The organism is Microcoleus sp. D2_18a_D3 (genome assembly GCF_036702455.1).
In the GTDB taxonomy this organism is placed as follows: domain Bacteria; phylum Cyanobacteriota; class Cyanobacteriia; order Cyanobacteriales; family Microcoleaceae; genus Microcoleus.
Map to the genome: position 1 here is coordinate 1 of NZ_JAUBTK010000073.1, position 23,176 is coordinate 23,176.

Here is a 23,176-nt window from a genome sequence, read left to right on the forward strand (position 1 = left end):
GTTTGTGAGCAACAGCTTGCCTAAGATTCAAAGGTAGCTACTTTTAGCTGCGCTCATTTTTTAGTCTAAACTACAGTTTCAAGAGAATGAAAGCTTAATTAATTTTGTAAATAATCAGCCTTTAAGTCCCCTCTTAACCTGTTTGGGAGATGGACATGATGGAATTTGGAATTTAATTAATAAATTTAATCCTCAAGGCAGACGGAGAGAAATCTTAGACTGGTTCCATCTAATGGAAAACTTGCACAAAGTAGGAGGGTCTAATAAACGACTGGAACAAGCTAGAAAATTGTTGTGGGAGGGTCAGGTAAATGAGACAATTAAGCTATTTGAATCCGCCGGTCGTCGCCAAGCTGCTAATTTTTGTAACTACCTAACTAAACATCGTCATCGAATCGTAAATTATCAAGTTTTATCCGAGGAAAATATTTGTTCTATTGGGTCAGGAGCCGTTGAATCAACGGTCAAACAGATTGATAGGCGCTTAAAAATTTCGGGGGCTCAATGGTCGTTAAAAAATATTAGTCAAATGCTTAAGCTGAGGTGTACTTACTTAAATGAATTATTATAAATTCTCTAAAATTATTTAGGTATTTTTGGTCAACTTGTTTAAGTTTATATATTTTGATAAGCGAATTTGATTAGAGTCTCGCTAATTTTTTACATCCTATAATATAGGGATCAGCTAAAATAAAAGGGGAACTGTATCATACTTTTCCCCTTTTACAAAATTGGGATGCTCCCTCCGAGTTCCGAGTTTTACCACCTCGATCAAATTCTCCAACTTTGACTGCCGCCTTAGCATCAATGGAGATTCGGAGAGTATTAGGGTCATGGTCAGCTTCTGTATTAATTTGTGTTACCTGTTTAAAAATGGCTTCAGTTTCGGGGATCTTCTTGATGGGTTTAGTTTTAAGAACTCGTTTTAAGCTATAACCCAAATCATTCAATCTTCGTCGAATTGTTTCTACTGAAGGTAGTTCTTCATCACTATAACCAAATTGTTCTATTAGTTGACGACGGACTTCACTGGCGGTGATTCGTGTATATAATCGTGTACTTTTAAAGCTAGTACAGCTCGGCGTAAGTAGACAGACTATATTTGTGGTAGAATAACATAGTTAGTTTAGACCAGTTTCGGTAGGTGATAAAGGAGTCATATATGGCCTTATTAATGCCTAAAACATTAAAATTAAGCGATGGATCGCGTCATCAACTTCACCAGTTGAGCAAGAGACACAACACGCCGCAACAGATCGTGCTACGAGCCAAAATCATTCTCATGGCATCTGATGGTCAAAACCATCGTGAAATAGCCCGAAGCCTAGAGATTAACCGGCAGATGGCTCGTGAAGGGGCGAAACCGATGGTTGGAGAGTGAGGGAAAAGACTTATCGATTTTGCAAAGATTACAAGATCGAGAGCGTGTTGGGGCACCAGTAAAATTTAGCATGGAACAAGTAACCGAGTTATTTGCACTCGCCTGTTCCTCACCGTCCGATTATGGACGACCAATAAGTCACTGGACAGCAAAGCCGAGCTGGCGGAGGAAATCATGAAACAAGGCATTATTGAAAGTATATCAGTCCCAATACTTCTCGGTTAAGCTCTAAGCGGTGCTGAGAATAGAGAAATGAAGCTCCTGGTGCTGAGTACCAGTACCTCTATGAAAAGGTTTTTTGGAGGGAAACTTGGAGCGAGGTTTTTTGACAACGCGGGGATTACTTCTGCCCTGACGTTTGGGGATTTTTTCATCCAAAATCTCGCGGATCACCCATGACAAAAAAAAGGCAGTTGAGATAGTTCAATATTTTGACAATTGGGAATCGCTCGCCGCACCACATTCAAAGTACCAGTAAAGCCCATCCGTAACGGTGAAATTCCCGCTGTTTCTGCCGCTTGAAACATTAAACAACGGATGCACCAATGTCCGAGTAGCCAGCCATAAATTTCTTGAACAACTTCGCGAGGCTTGAGGGAACGAATGGGAGTTTTGCGACCTAAAAGATGAGTTTTAAGTTCATCAATGGTACTTTCTATCTCCCATCGCTGATGATATTCTGCTGCTAATAACCAAGCTGGGAAGACTTTTATATCCATCAAACTGGTAATCAGCCGATAACTTTTTTGCTCCGAATCAGAGTCAATCTTGTACTCAATGATTCTGACTTGAATCCTGACAGCACCTTGCTTACGAGATTTACCATCTGGATAAATCCAACTTAAATAAGAGTCATCATCTAAAGCTTGTTCGACCTCGAATTTGACGTTCGCAGGTAATCGACCTAAATAGTGACAAGATTGTTTAATTGTTGCATTGACCATTTTATAAGAGTGTAAGCCACGCGTCCCACATCAGCAGCATTCACGCAGTTACTGAGCGGAGGAGTTTTTGAACCCGAACCCGCTCCCCAATACGATATGGACACATCAACGCATCAATAATTAGATGAGTTCCTGTTTCTACCAGCAGCACTAATCTGACTTTTGGGAAAGCAGCTTTAGTCCCAGGACGTGTTCCCGGATACCCAAAAACTCTGGCATTGGCTGCACTATCTGGGACATCTATCACTGTTCCATCATTGGTAACAAGTTAGAAAGGAGTAGATTTTGTCAATACCTCTTTGTGCATAAATATAATTGGATAATAATGATAATCAAAAAAGGGGTAAGGGTGGAGAGTAAGGCTGCGGCGGACTCTCCCACCAACAGCGATTATCATTATTAATAAGTTGTTGGCTCGATTGGTGTGGCACTGCGATCGATAACAGTGACGGGCGATCGATAATAGTGGCGGGCGATCGATTATAGTTGCACATCCCCAGCACGGCAGCGTCGGGGTCAGCGATAATAGTTGTACCGTGTTGGTATTATCAAACGATATAATTGACAAATAATTGAGCGATTGTGTAGGTCAGTAAATATGGCTAAAAGTCAAAAAACCAACCGTGACCACGCCAAAAAAACAACAAGACCGATGGTGGAAGATGAGGCAATTGCCTCGCAACTATCGGCATTATTAACACCAGCCATCACCTCACAAGAAAATTACTACCGTCAACTGGGTTTACGAGGGAGAATTCTCAACTTACCGTTGATGGTAGGAGCAGTATTAACCTTGTTGTGGCGAGACGTAGCTGGAGTGACAGAACTCACAAGAATGCTAGCAAGAGAAGGTTTTTTGTGGTGCCGACCCACAACAGTCACTCAACAAGCAATGTCTCAAAGATTTTTAATTTTTCCTGCCACTTTATTTGAAGGAGTCTTCAAAAATTTATTACCAAGTTTAAGAACTGCTTGGTATCAGAGAAACCAAAGACCTCTACCAGAAAGCATTCAATTTGCCTTGACCAAATTTTCCCGAATTTGGATAGTGGATAGCTCAACACTCGAAGCATTATTTTGTAAGCTCAAAAGCCTGGAAGATATACCCAAAGGGCAGTTGGCAGGAAAAATGGCAACAGTCATAGATTTAATGACCAGGCTTCCTGCCGAGATTTGGTTTCTCGAAAATCAAGCGAGCTTCTGATGTTAAGCTTGAAGAAAATATTCTGCAATTAGTCCCAACTCAAACCTTACTCTTACTGGAGCGAGGATTTTATCATTTTAGCTTTTGGCTCAAATTAATTGAACGAGATATCCACGCTCATTACTCGTTTGAAAAAAGGAGCATCAATTAAAGTAGAGCAAGTATTTACCAAGAGTTACGAACTCCGAGATAGTCGGATACGGCTAGGCTCAGGAACTTCAAAAACTCCATTTATTACCTTACGTTTGATTGAAGTTCGTTCCGGTAAAAATTGGCATTCTTATTTGACAAGCGTGCTAGATCCTCATGTATTACCTCCCTACGTCGTCGCAGATTTATATCGCAGGCGCTGGAGAATTGAAGATGCTTTTAATACCGTAAAAAGGCTCTTGGGATTAAGTTATTTGTGGACAGGTTCTCTTAACGGAATTCAGCTTCAAATTTGGGGGACTTGGATATTTTATGCACTCTTGGTTGATTTAGGTGATGCCGTTGCTGACCAACTCTCTTTACCAATAGATTCGATTTCATTAGAGATGATTTACCGGGGTCTTTACCATTTTTATGTAGCTCATCAAAAAGGTAAGGCAACTGACCTGATCGAGTATTTCGCCGCGCCAGAAAACCAAGATTTAGGTATTGTTAAATCTCAACGAAAGCCCAATGTTAAGTTAATTGTTGCACCTTTCCCCGATCGACAGCGAGGCAATCACCAATTTTTCTTTGAGGCATCTTCTGGAATCCCCTTGACAACTGCCATACAGGCTTAACTTGTTACCAATGCTGTTCCATCTACTGCCATAACTCGTAATCCACCCAAAAAAGCCCCGTCCGTTTGTGGTGAAGCCATTGGACGAACGACCTGCTCGAATAGCTGAGTCATTACTCTGCATCCGACTCGCTGGCGAGCTTCGCTGATTGAGGAACTACTTGGTACTTGCCAATGCTCTCCTAGCTGAATCCACTTCCTGCTTAAACCATTAACTAGATTTTTCAGAACTGTTCTCATTGACACCGACGACCACAGGCTCATGGCGATCACCAAACTGATCACCAACTCAGATGGCAATTTTCTTTGGCGTTCTTGCTGGCTATGAGTCTTGTCAATTGCTTGTTGAATCGCAGCAGATGGTATTGCCGTTTCTAGTGCCTTAAATACGGACGCTGCTTCTATGACTGGAGTGATTAAGCTGAATTCTTTGATCTGCCTCAATTTTACCCTCGCTTATCCACGCATCAATACCAGTCTACCTGATTTTGAGCTTAACCGAGAAGTATTGATATCAGTCCGCCATGTTGGCAGATTATTAGAAGAAGCAGAACTTAAACCACACGCCTCGCGCTACTGGTTAACCCCCCCCTGTGGATGAAGAATTTGATGCAAAAGTTAAAGATATTACAAACTTATATCTGACTGCGATTGAACTCCGTCAAAATGGAGAATACACTATATCAGTTGATGAAATGACAGGGATTCAAGCCCGATGAGCGTGTCGAAAAAGACTTACCAATGCGACCAGGAAAAGTTGCAAGAAGAGAGTTTGAATATATTCGTCATGGTACGCAGACCTTGATCGCTAATTTCAATATTGCGAATGGTAAGATAATCGAGGCAACTTGCGGAGATTCAAGAACAGAATCGGATTTTTTACTGAATATTCGTCATATCATTGAAACTGACCCTGATGCCAAAAAATGGCATCTAATTATGGATTGTCTGAATACTCACCAATCTGAATCACTGGTGCGTTTGGTCGCCGAAAAAGAAGGCTTAGATATCGACCTCGGTATTAAGGGAAAAAGCGGCATACTTCAATCTATGAAATCTCGCGCAGTTTTTTTAAGTGACCCAACACATCAAATTGTTTTCCATTACACACCAAAACATTCTTCGTGGCTTAATCAAATAGAGATTTGGTGAGCGCATTTTGGTGCGGAAATTACTTAAGCATGGCAAGTTTCACCAGTGAGTACGATCTGAAAAATCGCATCCTCAATTTTATTAACTACTTTAATCAAACAATGGCAAAACCTTTTAACCCACATTCCGCACCCCCAACTGGCACATATGCTGCTTGAGGGGGTAAAAGTGAATCATCCGAGACCAAGCGTGAGTATTTTTACTCAATAATTTTGGTCGCGCTCGCATCACGAGCGTTAAAAATTCCTGACAATAGAAGTGAGAGCATAAGTTAAATCTGATACCAGTTAAAATTGCCAGCGGCAAAAAACCAAGTTTATTACGTATCCGTCACCCGATCGCCTGACCAAAATGCGTTAATTGCGATCGCTCTTCCGTAAGCAATCATCACCAAAAATAGTGTAAACTGGCGAGCGTGATGAACGCTCAAATCAGGATTCAGCAGCCTATGCAGAAAGCATCTGAAATGAAAGTAGAAAACCTAGATCATCTGGGCTTGGTAGCCGGTCTAATTGATGAAATAGGGATTGTCCAAAAAATCAATGAATTAGTAGGCGAACAACCAGGTGAAATAGTGAGTCCCGGTCTGGTAGTTAAAGCCATGATTATTAATGGATTAGGGATGGTTTCTGCCCCACTATACTTATTTTCTAAATTTTTTGAAGGGAAAGCAACAGAACATTTACTTGGAGCAGGAATTCAAGCATCGCATCTGAATGATGACCGTTTAGGCAGAGTATTAGACAAGCTATATTTGGCAGGGATTACGGAAATATTCACAACCATTGCCCTGTCAGCGGCTCAAAAATTTGAGCTAAAAACCGACACATCTCACTTAGACTCAAGTTCATTTCATGTACATGGCAAATATGAGCAAGAATTGCCATCAGTATCTTTTTCGAGCATAGAAACAGATAGCAATCAGTTAGATAATTCATCAATCAACCATCAAACATCTCCCATACCAATTGAGATTACCTACGGCTACTCTCAAGGGCCAAGTCCCGACTTAAAACAGTTCATTTTAGACCTAATTTGTAGTGGAGATGGAGATGTACCACTATTTTTACGAGTAGCTTCAGGAAACGAATCAGATAATTCCATATTCGCCTCAATTTGTCAAGACTTTAAAAACAAATTAAATCTCGACAGTTTAATGGTAGCTGACAGTGCATTATATACCGCTCCCAAGGAGCGAAATGTTAACCAATTTAAGATGGTTAACTCGTGTACCACTCAGCCTGAAACAAGCGCAGCAACTGGTATCTCAATTAAATGAATCAGAATTTCACGATAGTGCTGTGACCGGATATCGTTGGTCAGAACACAAAAGTAATTATGGTGGAATTACACAAAGATGGTTAGTAGTAGAGAGCAGTTTGCGTCGTGAGGCAGACCAACGTAAATTAGAAAAAAAACTCAAAAAAGCTGAAATTGAGGGTCAGAAAAAGTTGCGAGAGTTATCAAATATTGAATTTGCTTGTGACACCGATGCCTTGTCAGCAGCACGTCGTTTATCTCCCGAAATAAAATATCATAATTTAACCCAAATTAGTAGCAGACAATCGACAGCAAAATCCGATGCTAATTCGACCAGTTCTGACATTTCTAGCTCTAAGCTAATATTTAAAGTTCAGGCACAACTAGAATTAGATGAAGCGTGCGGTAGCCAAAGCAACCAAAGCTAGTGGCAGATTTATCTTAGCTACTAATGTGCTGGATGCTTCACAATTAAATCCTGATGAAATGATTGTAAAATATAAGGAACAGCAGTCGGCAGAGAGAGGGTTTGGGTTTTTGAAAGACCCCTTGTTTTTTACGGATAGCGTGTTTCTAAAGTCGCCGGAAAGAATAGAGGCTTTAACTTTGGTAATGGGTTTGTGTTTGTTGATTTATACTTTAGGTCAAAGGTTACTCCGGCAAAACTTGCAACTCACTAATAAAACCGTAAAAAATCAGTTGGGCCAAGGAACCAATCGACCTACTTTGCGCTGGATATTCCAAAGTTTTCAATCGATTCATGCCGTGTGTATTCAAGGAATTCAGCAAGTTTCTAATTTGACATCCGAACGGTTAGCTATCTTAAATTTGTTTCCAGTCACCTGTCGGTCTTATTATTTCTTGTTGTGAAATGAAGTCGATTATTGATTGGTAAAACTGACTTACAATTAAATAATTGTTGATTCAGCAGTGATGTATTATTGTCATAATGCGGGCGATATATGCTGGAACTTAATAGTTGTTAATGGTCGGATTTTTGATGTTTTATGGGTTAAGAAGATTTAATTCATGCCCTCACGTCAATTTTTAGGAATTCCTAACTGAGTGATGCGATCATTACAGAGATTTTTGGGTGTTTTTACTCACTATTATCCCCTCAATTTGCGTATGTGCCAGTTGGGGTGCGGAATGTGGGTAACAATCCCTAAATCTTGATTTTCGTCGGCGGCAAAATACTTAACCTTGTCAGAAGCTATTCCTTTTTGATAGGCAACCGAAAAATGATACATCCCCCGATAAATCATTTCTAATGAAACCCGTTCAATTGGTACTCCTAATTCATCTGCCACCGCATCTCCTAAATCTACTAAAACCGCATAAAATAGCCAAGTAGCCCAGATTTGGAGCTTGATTCCGTTTAAGGAACCCGTCCATAAATAGCTGAGATTTAATCATCTTTTTACTGTACAAAATGCGGATTCTATTCGCCAGCGTCTTTGATATAAATCTGCTACTACATAGGGGGGCAATATTTCAGGTTCTCGGACACTTGTCAGATAAGAACGCCAGGAAGTCTTGGAGCGAATCTGTACTAATCTTATAGTCAAAGCTGGTGTCTGTTTTGTACCTCCACCTATTTTAATTATCTGGTCTTTGACATCATAAGTATTGGTTAATACCCGCTCGACTTGATAAGATGCACCTTTCTTGATTCGAGTGATAAATCCAATTTTCTGGTCTATTAGTTTTGACCAAAAAGCGAAGTGATAGAAGCCTCGATCCAATAATAGTAAGGTTTTTGGCTTAACTGTTTTTAGTAAATCTTCCTCCCAATTAGTATCTGCTTGTTTCGGATTTTCCCCAAACCAAATTTCTTCGGGAAGATGAGTTACTAGGTCTATAATTACTCCCATTTTTCCGGTAATTGACCAATTGGCACATCTGATAAACTTTGTAGCTTCTTAAATAATGCTTCCAATGTTGAGCCATCAGCTATCCAGATATTATCAAAGCTTTTTAAGGCAAATTGTACGCTATCTGGTAGTGGTCTTGATTTTCTTGTTAACCATTTTCGGCGAAAATGAGGCAATAATTCTTTAAATACTTTTTCTCTCTAAAATTGCTGGGAAAGTTAAAAATCTCAGCGATAATGCTTGTTGACTAATTTCCGACGGCTCACACCATAAAAATCCTTCTCTATTTAATAATCTAGTTAATTCTGTTACTCCTGCTACATTTCGCCATAAAAGACTTAATATTGCTGCCATCATTAATGGTAGTGTCAGAATCCTATCTCTTAAATTTAGTTGGCGATAAAAACTTTTTTGGGCAGCCATTGCTGGAATTAATAAATCTTCCAGGTGATTCGCTACCACTTCATTTTCTACTTGGGGACGATTTTTTTTCTTTGCATGGTCTCGGTTGATTTTTTTTTGGCGAATCATAACTGGTTCAACTCGGGCTTAACTGCTTGCCCTATAGATGTTTCAGCCTATTTTACATTTTTTTGTGTACCCCCTTGACAATTTGCACTTTTTCTTAACTTGTCACAAATGTTTCCACCCTTGTGGTTGGCTTGGGTCGGAGAGCGCACTCTACCCAAGCGAAACTGTTTGGTTTAAGTATTTACGACGTTTTGGAGTGGATCATTGGTATAGATTTGCATTCGCAACGATTACATTGGACATTACCTAACTTAAGAACTCCCGAACAATCGCCAGCGGTGGAGCGATTTAATGCCGTTGATGAGTTGGCAACTCTGGCGGGCTTTGGACTTAGTGGTCGAGAATCGACTGACGAGAGCAATCTGAAGCGTATCAATTTAACTCCTGGACGTGTTGCCCAATCAATGTTGTCGATTTTAGTTGACATTGGTACTCCGGCTCAACTGCCTAAACATAGGGGAAAATCTCCTGGTTGGAAAAAAGGAAAGGCACGTACTAAAGCACCGTACTATCCCACTGTTAAAAAACGGGTTTCTCGACGCAAAAAATCTTCAAAATTAGCTGTTTAATCTTCTACCTCTTGAGTTGCTGAGTAACAGCTTGCCTTCTAGTAAAAGGCAGCTACTTTTAGCTGCGACCATTGTTTAGTCTAAACTCCAGTTTTTTACAATCACGACCCCATCTTTTTTTTCCACAAAACGTCCCAAAGCTCTACAGGGAATGCTTTCGACGGGGTTGTCACCCGTCAGAACTCTGCGTTTTGTAAAGTGTTATTTTTTGGTAATCGCACTCTCAATCATCATACCATAATTCAGCAACGCCGATATTTGGATATACTTGCTCTTTCGCGCGTGATAAGTGATTAGTAGTGTCAATCTCTGCCCAAAGTAGATCAGGAATTAGAGTATAGTGAACGGGGTAAGATTGTGCTACGCCAACCAAGGCATTGGTTTCATAATCAACTTTAAGAGTTCTCGTGAATTTAGTTTTGGCATAGTCAATCATCCTTTCAAATAAAGGCAAAGAAATTTTACATATTCCCACTAATTCACCTGTAGGGAGATGATTTAAATTCGATAAATTTTTAGACATAGCAGTGATAGTATCACCGCTAGTTTCTACATATACTTCATCTCCGGCATTAGTTTTACCAGATAAAATAACTACATTGTTTTGAGGGAAATTGATAGCAATACTGATTACGCGCTGCTCATAAATTAAATCTGATTCTAACAGCAAAAAATCTGCATCAATCAATTCACGAGCGCAGTAAAGTGAGTACATACTACCTGATGTAGCGTAGAGAGGATTATGAATAGTTGTAATTTGTGAGTAATGGGTTTTTAATTCCTCATAGAACTCTGCTAAGTGTCCAGTTACAATCACAATTCGTTCAATTCCAGAGTTAAGGAGTTTGGTGATTGATTCGATAATAATGGGGTGGTCGCCTAAGTGCAAAAAACCTTTAGGCCGAGATATACCTAATTCTTTTAATCTCGTTCCCCTACCCGCAGCTAGAATTACAGCTAGTTTAATTGTCATAAAGTTATACTCTGTTATTGAGCAAGTAAATGAGCAAAACAAGTTAGCAGATTTCCCACATCAGTGATGTGAATATTTCCCATATTAGCAATGCGAAAAATTGAGTTAGCTAGCCCACCTTGTCCAGCATAAATAACAAAATCTGCTGCTTTCAAAGCATCGTGGATTTGTGCGTAAGTATAGTGATTGGGTAGCTTAAATGATCGCAAAACGCAACTATAAGCCTGTTCATCAAGGAAAGTATCGATTCCTAGTTGTTGCAATCCTTGAAAAATCTTCTGAGACAAATTACAGTAATGCTCATGTCGTCGCAACCAACCACCACTATCTTCTAGTTCTTGAAGTGCTGCTTGTAAAGCGTAGCACACATGAACAGCTTGAGTAAAAGGTGAAAAGCCACTAACTTGTTCATGATAGTAGCGATACAAATCTAGATATAAGCTAGCCGCAGCAGAAGGGCGAGAATCAAACACAGAACGACGAACTAATACAAAAGAAATGCCTGGAACTCCGTGCAAGCATTTGTTAGCAGTTGAAGCACAGGCTTCTAGATTCCAGTCAGCAAATTTTATTTCTTCAGCACCAAAACTAGAAACTGCATCTAGTAACAAAGCTACATTGTACTCGCGACAAATTTGACCGAGTTGAGCAAGATCATTTAAACGTCCAGTGGTGGTTTCGTGATGAACTGCAACAACGTGGGTAATAGCGGAGTCTTGCTCAAGCCGCTGTTTGACCTCAATTAGATTCATCGGTTCATACCACTGTGTAGCAACTATTTCTATTTGTTTACCATGAGCAGAAATCATACTAGCCATGCGTTCCCCATAGACACCATTAGCAACAACTAATGCTTTACCTTCACGGGGTACAAGGGATAACAGCATAGCTTCTACAGCACAAGTACCAGATCCAGTCATAACAATAGCTTCATACTCGCTAGCCGCTTGGGGATAAACATGAACTAAACGCTGCTTAATATCCAATGTTATATCTGCAAATTCTGGCTCTCGATGACATAAATCTGGTTGAATTAAAGCTTGGCGGACTCGTTCTGTAATAGTAACTGGGCCGGGATTAAGTAAAAGAGTTCGCTTCATAGACATTGAGGGAGACGGGAAAAATAAGGTAAATGGGGCAAATAAGGGAGAAAATATTTCTCCCGTGACTAATAGTTAATGACTATTGACCAATGATTGTTTACTGTTAATGAACTGTCGCAAACGATGGGCAACTTGTACAGGAGTAACTTTAGGTCGAGGTAACTTGTCTGGAGTACCAGGTTTGATTTTGATATGGAGGAAAGATAATAAATTTGGTATTGTAGTTATCCAGTCAGTAACTTGTTGGGGAGTGGTGGCTATACCAACTTTTTCATACCCACAGGCCGCAGCCATCACACTAAAATCTACAGAATGAGATACGGTTGATTGTCCGCCAGTTGATTCATGCCGTTGATTATCCAACAGAATATGGCAAAGGTTAGCAGGACGCTCATAACCAATAGTAGTGATTGCACCCAAACGCATTAAGGCTGCCCCATCTCCATCTATAACAATAACTCGTCTGTGAGGTTGGGCTAGCGCTATCCCTAAACCAAAACTAGAAACACAACCCATTGAACCGACCATGTAAAATTGATTATCTAAGTCAGCGATCGCATAAAGTTCTCGCCCAGTATAACCTGTAGTTGCTAACACAATATCATCCCGCTTAACTGTGGCTTGAATTGCTTGCAGGATATCGTTACGAGTAAAATCAACTGCTGAAGCACCAACAATTTTTTCTCCCAAGACTGATGGGGATTTGCTGATAGGTTGCGAATGCAAATTACAACTAGCTACAGCACCTTTTTGCATTACCAGTGCATAGGGGCGCTGATATTCTTGCATATATTCCACAACCCGATCTAAAACTGCTGTAATTTGCTCAGTCTCTTGGGGAAAATATTCCCACTTAATCTCCATTAGTTCTAGTAAAGATTGAGTAATAGTCCCCATTAACTCATGCTGTGGTTCATCCGGTACGCCATTCGGTTCTCCCCTCAAGGTGACAATCACCAGGATGGGAATTTTAAAAATATAAGTAAGAGAGGTGAGGGGGTTAACTGCGTTCCCTAAACCAGAATTTTGAAACATCACTACACTGCGAACCCCTGCCAATTCGCTACCAGCAGCGATGGCAACTGCATCTCCTTCGTTAGCCGCACCAACATAGCGCAGAGCGGGAGAATCAATCGTATAGTTGATAAACGGTTTGAGATATGAACAAGGTACTCCAGTATATAAGCCAAAACCTCTTGCTTTGGCAGCTAAAATGAAATCTTCTGCTTGAATCATTAGAAACTCCCTGCTTTGACAATATCTTCGACTTCATCTATATCCAGCCAATTGCCTGTAATGTAAATCACATGGACAGGATAGCCTAAAGTGACTAATTCTGTAATCAAACTTGGCATTCGCCCGTGTTGTTTCATATTTTCGTCTTGCAATAAAGTTTTGAGGGCGTTGAATAAGGGTTGCTGTACTTGTTTGCCCACTTTCAGCAGTCCTGTCCACACGCCACAAATGCCTGATGGTATGTTGGAACCCATTTGCTTAAGATAAACATCACTATAGAATGCTTGCTTAGAATTGGGTAAAGAGGCATATACATAATCTGGACGTACTCGATTAGCACGTTGCAACCAATCAGCATCTACCACAATGGCTAAATCGTGAATGCTCTCCACCAGCATTTGTAAAACGTACTTTTTAAATAGTACATCGCCATAGCTAAGTATCCAATCTTTTTCGCCTTGTGCTACATTTTGCAATCCACAATACAAAGAGAATAGTTCCCCCGTTGTCTCAAATTCATCATTATCTACATAGTTAAGCTGAACGACATTGACGGCTTCTTTATGATAGCCCCGGACAACAGTAATATCTTTAATTCCCCCTGTATGGAAGCTATCTCTAATTCTTGCTAACAATGGCTTACCAGACAGTTCGAGCATACACTTAGGACGCTCTTCGGTAAGTCCCCCTAATTCAATACCGCGTGATGCTGCTAGTAATATTGCTTGTACATTTTCTTTAATTGGCGGTAGGTAACGTTTTTCTGCTGCAGATAGTTCTTTGGCTCCTTGCAAACGGAATACTTCAGATACAGGAATAATTGCATCTTCAACAGCTAGCAGGTTTTCTTCTGTTTTAATGGTTTTTGCTGCCTGTTGCATTGCTGTAATTGCCACCCGTAATATTTGATTTGCCCAAATTACTAAGGAAAATTTGTAATCTCGGAATACGTGGGTGGGAGTGGTGTAATACTTTGTTGGGACAATGACAACAGGAGAGCGATCACCCCATTCTCGTTTAAAGTCTAAAATTTCTTCAGGTGTAGAACGAGCACTATGAATTAAAATTGCATCAGCCCCCGCTTGATGATATGCTTCGGCTCGTTTTAATGCTTCATTTAAACCCCAGCCTGCGATAAATGCTTCTATGCGGGCAATTACCACAAAATCATCATCTGTTTGAGCATCTTTAGCCGCTTTAATCTTTCCACAAAATTCTTCAATATCAGCTAATGGTTGCGCTGTGCCATTGATAAAGCTATTAGTTTTCGGAAAAAGTTTATCTTCAAGACACACCCCAGCTATTTGTCTTTGTTCAAGCTTCTTAACTAATCTTTGTACATTATTAAAATTGCCATAACCAGTATCTCCATCCAACAGTATGGGAATAGATGTGGCATCCGACATAAACTCAATTACTTCTAAAACTTGCGTCCAGCTAGCTTCATTATTATCTCGCACCCCTAACTGGGCAGAAATTGATAGGCCACTAGCCCAAATTCCCTTAAAACCTGCTTCTTCAACTATTTTAGCACTGAGGCCATTGTGAGCTTCCATCAGAAATTCTAGGGATTCAGATTTGAGTAATTTCTTCAGTCGAGTTGTCTTTTTCATGGTGTTCTAAGTTACCTTGCAAACTTGATTATTTATCTGTCAAACAGATTAGTATGACTGACTAATTTTCTCTTTTCAATTCTTGAAACAGTTTATAGCCAGAGATTACAAACTCTATACCCACTAAGGGGACACCAATTAAGGTGATTAAATCAAACCATCCTAATGAATAACTCCCTATAATAATAACAGGTTCACTCCAAAAGAATGTCATAATTGCCATTAAAATATAAGTGAGATGTGCTTCAGCAGGGCCAAAAATTGGAAAAACCCACTTATTCCGTAAATGTACCCAATGAATTAACAGTAGGGAGTTTAAAGCATAAGCTATTCCATTAAAAATAAAGATTTTTAATGGATCGTAGATCGAAAAAAATACTCCTAAAGGAATAATTACAAACGCAATACAGTCTAGAAATAAATCAAGAAAATATCCCGCTTTTGAGGTTAAGCTACGCTGACGAGCTACTGCACCATCTAATCCATCTAAGATTAAATGTGTGGTAATTCCTAGAATAGCAACTAATAACCAAATTTTGTTGAATGACGCTAAATAAAATGATAACCCTGCGGTGATTGCAGCAACAAAACCTGCCATGGTGATTTGATTAGGTTTAATACCAATTGGCACAATTGGCACTAAATAATATGATAATTGTTCTAATTTCTTTTCTAACAGGCTAGGGACAACTTTTTCCATTTTTTCATTGGTAGTCATAAGGTTTAACTTTGCTTTCGTAAAGGTCTAGATTGAGATTTCCTTAAATTTTTAACCAAATATTTAATTTATAGGTTTACCTCCTATAGCATCAGGTAATTGTTTTTCTATTAATCTTATTTGTGGGTATTGATAAGTTAAAATAGTAGCCAAAATATTTAGACTTCCAATAATAATAAATAGGAAACTAATACCTCGTCCGCTACCAACACCTAAAATTTTACCCACGCTATTTGCTAATAATCCATTCGCACTTAACCAAGGCTCAAAACAGCGATCGACCAAAGGTCCTGCAATAATATAAGCAATGCCCGGTGGTAATTGCTCAATCAAACGACGCACGCCAAAGACTCGGCCTTGTAAATCAGGTAAGACTTTGCTCTGCCAAATTGCTTGATTGCAACTAAGAATGATTGGATAAGCAAACAAATAGCCAAAACAGCCTATTGCAGCTAGTGTGACTGAATGTTGCAATCCACTCAGAAATAAACAGCATCCTTGCATAATTACAAAACCAAATACTCCATAAATACGCTTTTTCGGACCTCCCCAAGAAGTAATGCACACGCTACCCAACAACCAACCACAACCCCCAACCGTTAGCACTGTGCCTAATTGAGCAACAGTAGCAAAGCTGAGGATCAAAGGGGTAAATAGTGCCTCTAGCATTCCTAAAGTAAAGAAAGGCATCAAGAGGAAAATTAATAAACCTAACATCCCCGGACGTTGAGTGATGTAATGCCAACCAGCCACCATTTCTTGCCACAGTGACCCTTTGCTACTTTTTCCTGCTACGCTAACTTCAGGCTGAGGAAATTTGACAGCAAGCAGGGTCAAGTTAGCTACCAAAAAGGTGCAAAAATCGATTACAAACACTCCCTGTACTTGAATTACACCCACCAAAAAACCTGCCAGCATAGGGGCAGCTACTTGGGATGCTGCTTGGGCTAGCTGGATCATGCCGCCAGTGCGACTATAGTGTTCTTTAGATACTAGAAGGCTAGTAGCAGCAATATAAGCAGGGATTTGAAAAGCGGTGAATCCAGCTTTGATTGCCAGGATGGGGTAAAGATTCCAGGGATGTAGATAATTATTAAATAGTAGGAAAGCGATCGCTAGTGTACACACTGCTGCACCAGCATCACTTACGATCATCGCTGTTCGCCGATCCCAGCGATCGACTAATGCCCCTGCAATTGGTGACATTAATGTTTCTGGCAAGTAAGTAAATAAGTAAATTAAGGCATACTGGGTGACTGAACCAGTTTGCTGATACATCCACACGCCCATTGCAAACCCAGTCAACCGCGAACCAATTGCAGAAACTAATTGCCCAAACCACACTAATAAAAAAACTTTCATGCTACTACCTCAAGATTTTTAAGTTACATCACAGATCGAGAAAGGAGGAGCATGATAATTGGTAATTGATGGATTTGCGCCAACCACATCTTTAGCCATTTCTAAAGCTTCAGCTATACTTTCGGCAGTATCAAAACCCATAATCTCTGCTGGACGTTTTGATCTTGGTTTAACGAAGATGACTTTACCTACATAAGACCTCCCATAGGAGGCCCAATACCACATATAAAAGGGGTGGACACCGTGATAAGCGTAGGAATTGCGGTAAAGGTCAATATATTTAGGATTGTGAGCAAATTCCGCTTCATATTTTTGCTCAATAATTTTTGGATCTGTAGTGTCAGTCAGTACGCGTTGGTAAAACTCAATATAAGAGGGGTGATGAATGGGGTGAAAGTCTTCATGCAGGGGATAAAGAAAGATGCAAACTCCTCCTTTACGCACCAAAGGTTGACCCCGATAAAAGTTAAATAGGTAGCCCAAGGAGTTACAGACTACCAAAATTGGATTCATAATTGAGTTGACATTGTAGGGACCAAGAAAAGGTAAACCAGCAATTAGGATATCTGCTTGCCCTTGCACTGGAATTAATTGCTGTTTAAATACATTTTCTAGGGTTTTTTCATGCACTAAATCAGTACGTCCCGCATGAATTCCAGTTAAGCCATATGGAGCAAAAATTCGGTTGAAAACTTCGCGCTTGATACTAGGAGGTAACAAATCTGTACTGAGCTTATTAGCATAAAAATTCAACCAATCAAATTGATTGAATTCCCAAGCAGGTTTACGCAAAAAAGTCAACCAATGGGGACTACAATCATTATTAACTGTGGTTTCAATTTTGAAAATTTTGACCTGATTTTCAATAATTTTACCCATGCGATCGCAGGAAGAATGTAGTGCCGACTTAGAAGGATCCATATAAGAGCGAGAGTGCATCAATGTATGGTGGTTGTGGTGACAGCGAATTGTCCTATAAGTGCTAACTCCAGTAGCAAAGGATTTATTACCACCATCCATCGAGACTAGATTAATATTAACGTAAATTACTAGGTTGGACTCCGCCACCCTCCGATTAATTTCTACATCTTCGCCTTTTTCCGTCTGACCTAAATAAACATTATTATCCTGATCTTCAGCATCATAATTATAGAGTTGATTAGGATAAAAAGCATTAAAAATTTGCTTACCTAACACCCGTTTTAATTCGGCGGGGGTCATGCGGCGATGCAAGCCTAATGCCGCAATTAAATGAATATCCGTGATGCTTGCTGCTGCTAATTTTTCTAATACTTTAGTAATAATTCGCTGCCGTAAATCTGGTGTTTGCATCTGGGGTAACGGCAGGGATAAATCATCAAAAACAATTGTGACTTTCATCCCTGGTTGGAATAGAGCAGAAAGCGGTTCACAACCTAACGGATTGTCTAAAGCTTGCTCGATCGCACCATCAATATCTCCTATTCCAGGTAATGGTGGAGGTGGGTAAATTACCCGTGTACCTGCCGGTAAGGAATCTACCTCGAATCCTTCACCAGATTGAAAGACCATTTTTTCGCTACCATCGAGAATGCGGACGCACTTGGATTTATCCATATTGGTTGTTGTACTTACCATGTTTATAAATTAAAAGATTTTAACGGTTGAGCCGTAACAAACGAAAAGGCTTACTCCTGATTTCGCAAATCAAAAACAGTTTTGATGGCTTTAGATTTACCTGGATTCATCGCAGCGTGTAAAGCCGTTTGATACTTTTGTAACGGGTAGTGACCTGTAACTAAACGAGATAGTAAACCACTTTGTTGTTGGATTATTTTAATGGCGAGATCGAAAGTTCGCATTTTTGCTCCTTGATAAGTTTCTAAACCATAGGCGTATGATCCTCTAATATGCAATTCTTTAAACCAAATTGCCGTCCAATCAATCCCTTGAGGTATACTAGGCATACCCACTAAGATAACATTTCCTTGCGATCGTGTAAACCGCAAAGCATCATCTATACTGGTGCTGCTGGCCACACAATCAAATGAGCAATCTGCACCGCCTGTAAGTACGGGTTTACCGAGTTCAGGATAGAAGATTTGGCAATCTAAGGCTTGACGTAATTGAGTGTAAAGCAGTTTATCAGTTGGAAAAATTTGGTCAGCCCCTAAAGTTTTAGCCAGTTCAGCTTGGTGAGGATATTTAGCAATCACTAATAATTTACCCTCAAATCCCAAACTCCGCAAGGCAGCAATGGTTAATAAACCAATTAGACCGCAACCAATCACTAGCACAGTTTGCGGGGCTGTGGGCATTACTTTTAAAACTGCATGAATGGCACAGCTAAAGGGCTCCATTAATACTGCTTCTTCATCACTCAAAGTTTCCGGTACTGGGTAAATCTGTAACTGATGGGCTACTAAAGCAGAACTCCAACCGCCCCCCGTACTCTGGCAATAACCTGTTTGCAATCCTGGGGCAATGTGTCCTTGGGTTAGGTTTTCACAAGTGCCATAATTTTCTTGCTGACATTGGCGGCAAGTTGGTTCTATGCCTCGGATTCGACAACTCAGGGCAGGTTCAATAACTACGCGATCGCCAAGGGCAATTCCTGTTACTTTTGCCCCGATTTCAGCCACCGTTCCCACAATTTCGTGACCAAACACAAATGGACAGGAGACAAAGGGAGATAAGTAAGGACTACCTTGAGCTTGAATTGTGGATAAATCAGAACCACAGATCCCACTTAAACGGGGAGAAATTCTCACCCATTCTGCATTAGGCAAGGCAGGAACAGGTATTTCTGCCAATTCAATACAAGATAATGCCCCTGTACTCACGTCCTGCCAATAAGGTGCTAGAGAACGCACCATCAGGTAACGGGGAATGCTTTTGACGTAGCGGATGGCTAACATTGGAGTTTAGCCTCCTGACTACTAATATTAATGGGGTCTAATTTCCAATCTGCGATCGCCCAACCGGATTTTTGAGCGATTTTTTGCAATCTAGCATCAGGATTAACTGCCACTGGATGCCCAACAGCTTGTAGCATAGGCAAATCGGCGAAACTATCAGCATAGGCATAACTAGCAGTTAAATCAATGCCTCTTGCTAATGCTAATGATTGCATCATTCTCGCTTTTTCTTCTCCTGCTACAGGTGGCGATAACATTTCACCTGTAAATTTTCCTTGATCTATCTGTAAACTAGCGGTGAGCATTGCATCTGCACCGATAAATTCTGTTATGGGTGCAACAATAAAATCTAACGAACCTGTAACGAAAATTATTTGCCGACCTGCGGCTTGATGTTTGGTAATACACTCTAGGGCTGTCGGGAAAAGAGCCGGACGAATTTTATTAACAAATTGTGTTTGACTCCACTTTTGGCAATTTGCAAATTCCATGCTGCGATAATTACGATAAAAAGTGCGATTAAAGCGATCGCGATCCCACCGATCTAGCATTATGTAATAGGGTGCTTTCAGCCACAATTGCAGAGTCAGCCCCCAACGTTGCACTCCAGAAAGTCCCTGTGAGGCTAGATATAGGTAGTATTCAACAATATTAGACTTAAGTAATGTTCCGTCTAGATCAAAAAAGGCGGCAGTATTCATATTCTAGTTCCTCCCTGCTGATGGGGATGAGAAAGCTGAGATCCTAATTTTTCTACTGCACATTGTACATCTTGGCAAATTTTGTCACAAATCTCCCGTTCTGCGATTGTTCCGAGCTTCGCTTGATAAAGAAATATGGGTAAAGGTGCGCCAAAAGTAACACGGATGGGATGTTTGCGAGGTAATATTTTACCTTTTGGCAATACTTCAAAAGTTCCTTGAATATTGACAGGAATAAGGGGGATATTTAATTTCAATGCCAGTAATCCTAAACCTGCTTGAAATGGCTGTAAATCTCCAGTAATTGAGCGAGTTCCTTCGGGAAAAATTAAGATTGGGTTGCGCGGAGATATTCTACTTTGACACTCCCGTAAAGCTGCTAGAAAGTTTTTCTGGCGATCAAAAGGAATGAGGTTTAAAAAGGTTTTAAACAACCATCCTTTTAAAGGTGTATTAAAAAAATAATCTTGTGCGCTTAATACAGCGACATTATCAACCTGTTCTCCCAATGCAACTATCACTGCTCCACTATCTAAATGACTGGTATGATTAGCGGCTAATAGATAAGGTTGATTTTGCGGGATATTAGCTAATCCTTGAACTTCCATTTGTAACCAGCGATTATAGAAGATGCGGGTACCATTCCAAACCAGTTTGGCGGCAGTTGGTTGATGGAAATAGTTAGCAACGGGGCTACTGTTAGTAGTAGCAGTGCGATCGGATAAATATTTACTTAACTGGACAATAGAGGGATAAATATCTAACAAATCAGGAGTTAACTGAAGATTTAACTGCTCTTCTAAACTAGCAATAATACTAACTGCTTGTATTGAATCTAAACCATAGCAGGTTAAAGGAGCTTGAATATCAATTTCTTCGGGTCTGAGTTTAAGATACTGTGCTATTTGCCAAATTAACCAAGTTTGGATAGGAGCTTGAGCTTGTGATATTTCTGATTTTTGAGGCTCTCGGCTGGAAGTTTTTGACTCATTTTTTGGATCGCTTTGCCATACACCAACAACATCTAAACTATTATTTAATACAGCGTTTTTGCAAGCATAACGCTGTATTTTTCCGCTCGAAGTTCTAGGAATAGAGCCAATTTTTAGCAAACATAGAGCATGAAGTTGTAATTGATATTCTTCAGCGATCGCTTGGCGAATGCTACTAATTACTGTGTCAATACTTAATGGTTCACCTAATGAAGCCATAGAGGTGACATCGACATCAACTTGACGACGCTTACCTAATTTGCGGTGTTCTAATATTTCTGAGGTTGGTGGGTTAGTTTTCTGTTGGCGGTGACTGTGATAACGACGATCTATTTCTGCGACTACTACTAACCTTTCTTCCCCATCTACCTCTATGGCAAAGGCAGCACAACAACCAGGCCGTCTAATTGCCTGGTGACTTTTTTCTACAGTTAATTCAATATCGTGGGGATAATAGTTACGACCGCGAATAATAATTACATCTTTGAGTCTACCTGTAACAAATAATTCATTATCCATCAGAAATCCTAAGTCACCTGTACGCAGAAATGGCCCTTCTCTAGTATCTGCTAAGAAAGCTTGAAAAGTTTCTGCGGTTTGTTGAGGTCGTTGCCAATATCCTTGAGCGACACTAGACCCCGATACCCAGATTTCCCCAACTTTTGCCGGGAGATTTTGAGTTAAGGTGTCTGGATCAACAACAATTACTTTGTGATCTAGCCCAGGTTGTCCACAACCAACTATGCTGCGGGTATTTTCTCCTAGGTTATTAACTTTAACTATTTCATTTTCAGTCAGAGCATTGGCTTCAAATTGGCCAATTATGGGAGGATGAGTTTTTAATCCTCCGGTAATAAATAAGGTGGCTTCAGCCATACCGTAACAAGGATAAAAAGCTTCTTTGCGAAAACCGCGATGAGCAAAGGTTTCACTAAATTTTTCGATAGTTTCTGCGCGTACTGGTTCTGCGCCACTAAAAGCTAGTTGCCAACAACTTAAATCTAAAGTTGCTATTTGTTCAGCAGTAATCTTACGTAAACACAAATCATAGGCAAAATTTGGGCCACCGCTAGTTGTAGCACGATAGCGGGAAATAGCCTCTAACCATCGGAATGGTTTTTGCACAAAATCTACGGGAGACATGAGATGGCAAGGTATTCCTAAGTACAAGGGTTGCAAGACGTTCCCAACTAAACCCATATCATGGAATAAGGGCAACCATGCCACTAAGATTGTGTCATCTCCATGACCAAAGGCTTTTTCAATGGCACGTTCATTACTCAGCAGATTACTATGTGTGACCATTACACCTTTAGGCTTGCCAGTAGAACCGGAAGTATATTGTAGAAAGGCTAAGGAATTACTGCTAATATTCGGTAAATACCAATCTTGAGCAAAGTTTTCGTCAACAGTATCGGTAGCTAACCACTTGATGCTATCAACAGTAGGATCTTTTTCCCATTTTTCTTGGAGTTGGGGGAGGAGAGTGCTAGGAGTGAGGGTGATCACTGCTTGAGCATCGGCAATTATTGCTTGTAAGCGATGCAGATTATTTTTAGCTTTGGGAGGATAGGCTGGAACCGCAATTACTCCCGCATACAGGCAACCAAAAAAAGCACTGATAAATTCTAGTCCAGGAGGATAAAGCATTAAAGCGCGATCGCCTGGTTTAACAGTTTGTAATAGTTGAGATGCGATCGCTCTAGCTTTAGTATCAAGCATTTGATAAGTCAACTTATGTGACTCAATTCCTCCACTTTGCAAAAATGTGAAAGCAGTTTTATCTGGCTGTTTTAAGGCTCGAAAACGTAATATTTCGCAAAATGTGGAACACTGAGATTTAATATCGAGGCTATCATTTAAAAACGCAGTCATGGTTTGTTTCCTTTAACGTTTT

General features: G+C 40.2%; 14 protein-coding genes and 6 pseudogenes. 6 read left to right on the forward strand and 14 right to left on the reverse strand.

The features are described from left to right. Positions 1-67: 67 nt before the first annotated feature. Positions 68-571: pseudogene (locus QUB06_RS26075) on the forward strand (ISKra4 family transposase); the annotation flags it as partial. 181 nt (positions 572-752) lie between these two features. Here the strand turns inward: QUB06_RS26075 and QUB06_RS26080 are convergent. Together QUB06_RS26080 and QUB06_RS26085 are read right to left on the reverse strand one after the other, a co-directional pair. After that, positions 753-1,070, reverse strand: a pseudogene (locus QUB06_RS26080) (ISAzo13-like element transposase-related protein); the annotation flags it as partial. Positions 1,071-1,770: 700 nt separating this feature from the next. Further along, positions 1,771-2,593: pseudogene (locus QUB06_RS26085) on the reverse strand (IS4 family transposase); the annotation flags it as partial. Positions 2,594-2,977: 384 nt separating this feature from the next. Here QUB06_RS26085 and QUB06_RS26090 point away from each other — a divergent pair. Beyond that, a pseudogene (locus tag QUB06_RS26090) lies at positions 2,978-4,299 on the forward strand (IS4 family transposase). On the opposite strand, the gene QUB06_RS26095 reads toward QUB06_RS26090, so the two are convergent. Continuing rightward, positions 4,296-4,742 (reverse strand): transposase domain-containing protein, encoded by a 447-nt coding sequence (locus QUB06_RS26095; RefSeq protein ID WP_333437754.1) that lies wholly within the window; start codon positions 4,740-4,742, stop codon positions 4,296-4,298. The pseudogene QUB06_RS26090 and the gene QUB06_RS26095 sit on opposite strands and share 4 nt — an antisense overlap. Positions 4,743-4,891: 149 nt before the next feature. On the opposite strand from QUB06_RS26095, the gene QUB06_RS26100 reads away from it, so the two are divergent. The 3 genes and pseudogenes from QUB06_RS26100 to QUB06_RS26110 all read left to right on the forward strand — a co-directional run bounded on the left by QUB06_RS26100 (position 4,892) and on the right by QUB06_RS26110 (position 7,580). Beyond that, complete coding sequence (locus QUB06_RS26100) at positions 4,892-5,017, forward strand: hypothetical protein (protein WP_333437755.1); 126 nt, start codon at positions 4,892-4,894, stop codon at positions 5,015-5,017. 22 nt (positions 5,018-5,039) lie between these two features. Continuing rightward, on the forward strand, positions 5,040-5,450 hold the full coding sequence (locus QUB06_RS26105; RefSeq protein ID WP_333437756.1) for a transposase: 411 nt from the start codon (positions 5,040-5,042) through the stop codon (positions 5,448-5,450). Positions 5,451-5,898: 448 nt separating this feature from the next. Beyond that, positions 5,899-7,580, forward strand: a pseudogene (locus QUB06_RS26110) (IS1634 family transposase). Positions 7,581-7,846: 266 nt separating this feature from the next. Here the strand turns inward: QUB06_RS26110 and QUB06_RS26115 are convergent. Continuing rightward, positions 7,847-9,115, reverse strand: a pseudogene (locus QUB06_RS26115) (IS4 family transposase); the annotation flags it as partial. 191 nt (positions 9,116-9,306) lie between these two features. Between QUB06_RS26115 and QUB06_RS26120 the strand changes: the two are divergent. Then, entirely contained in the window at positions 9,307-9,684 is a 378-nt protein-coding gene (locus QUB06_RS26120; protein WP_333437757.1) for a hypothetical protein, read from the forward strand. Between the two features lie 223 nt (positions 9,685-9,907). Here the strand turns inward: QUB06_RS26120 and QUB06_RS26125 are convergent, their stop codons facing one another. The 10 genes from QUB06_RS26125 to QUB06_RS26170 all read right to left on the reverse strand — a co-directional run bounded on the left by QUB06_RS26125 (position 9,908) and on the right by QUB06_RS26170 (position 23,154). After that, on the reverse strand, positions 9,908-10,657 hold the full coding sequence (locus QUB06_RS26125) for a phosphocholine cytidylyltransferase family protein (RefSeq protein WP_333437758.1): 750 nt from the start codon (positions 10,655-10,657) through the stop codon (positions 9,908-9,910). 14 nt (positions 10,658-10,671) lie between these two features. Next, positions 10,672-11,757 carry a 2-aminoethylphosphonate aminotransferase gene (locus QUB06_RS26130; RefSeq protein ID WP_333437759.1) on the reverse strand — a complete coding sequence of 362 codons (1,086 nt, stop codon included), beginning with the start codon at positions 11,755-11,757 and terminating at the stop codon, positions 10,672-10,674. Between the two features lie 75 nt (positions 11,758-11,832). Next, positions 11,833-12,996, reverse strand: coding sequence for a phosphonopyruvate decarboxylase (aepY, locus tag QUB06_RS26135; RefSeq protein WP_333437760.1), 1,164 nt, complete (start codon positions 12,994-12,996; stop codon positions 11,833-11,835). Continuing rightward, a complete protein-coding gene (gene aepX, locus QUB06_RS26140) occupies positions 12,996-14,609 on the reverse strand; it encodes a phosphoenolpyruvate mutase (RefSeq protein ID WP_333437761.1) in 1,614 nt (537 codons plus the stop codon). The genes aepY and aepX overlap by 1 nt, the downstream gene beginning before the upstream one ends. 61 nt (positions 14,610-14,670) lie before the next feature. After that, on the reverse strand, positions 14,671-15,327 hold the full coding sequence (locus QUB06_RS26145; RefSeq protein WP_333437762.1) for a CDP-alcohol phosphatidyltransferase family protein: 657 nt from the start codon (positions 15,325-15,327) through the stop codon (positions 14,671-14,673). 63 nt (positions 15,328-15,390) lie between these two features. Continuing rightward, a complete protein-coding gene (locus tag QUB06_RS26150) occupies positions 15,391-16,689 on the reverse strand; it encodes an MFS transporter (RefSeq protein WP_333437763.1) in 1,299 nt (432 codons plus the stop codon). 18 nt (positions 16,690-16,707) lie between these two features. Continuing rightward, positions 16,708-18,306 carry a lactate racemase domain-containing protein gene (locus QUB06_RS26155; RefSeq protein WP_333437764.1) on the reverse strand — a complete coding sequence of 533 codons (1,599 nt, stop codon included), beginning with the start codon at positions 18,304-18,306 and terminating at the stop codon, positions 16,708-16,710. Positions 18,307-18,356: 50 nt separating this feature from the next. After that, positions 18,357-19,586: an alcohol dehydrogenase catalytic domain-containing protein gene (locus QUB06_RS26160; RefSeq protein WP_333437765.1), complete on the reverse strand. Its 1,230-nt coding sequence runs from the start codon at positions 19,584-19,586 to the stop codon at positions 18,357-18,359. Beyond that, entirely contained in the window at positions 19,580-20,287 is a 708-nt protein-coding gene (locus QUB06_RS26165) for an HAD family hydrolase (protein ID WP_333437766.1), read from the reverse strand. The genes QUB06_RS26160 and QUB06_RS26165 overlap by 7 nt, the downstream gene beginning before the upstream one ends. Next, positions 20,284-23,154, reverse strand: a complete 2,871-nt coding sequence (locus tag QUB06_RS26170) for an AMP-binding protein (protein WP_333437767.1) — start codon at positions 23,152-23,154, stop codon at positions 20,284-20,286. The genes QUB06_RS26165 and QUB06_RS26170 overlap by 4 nt, the downstream gene beginning before the upstream one ends. Positions 23,155-23,176: the final 22 nt, after the last annotated feature.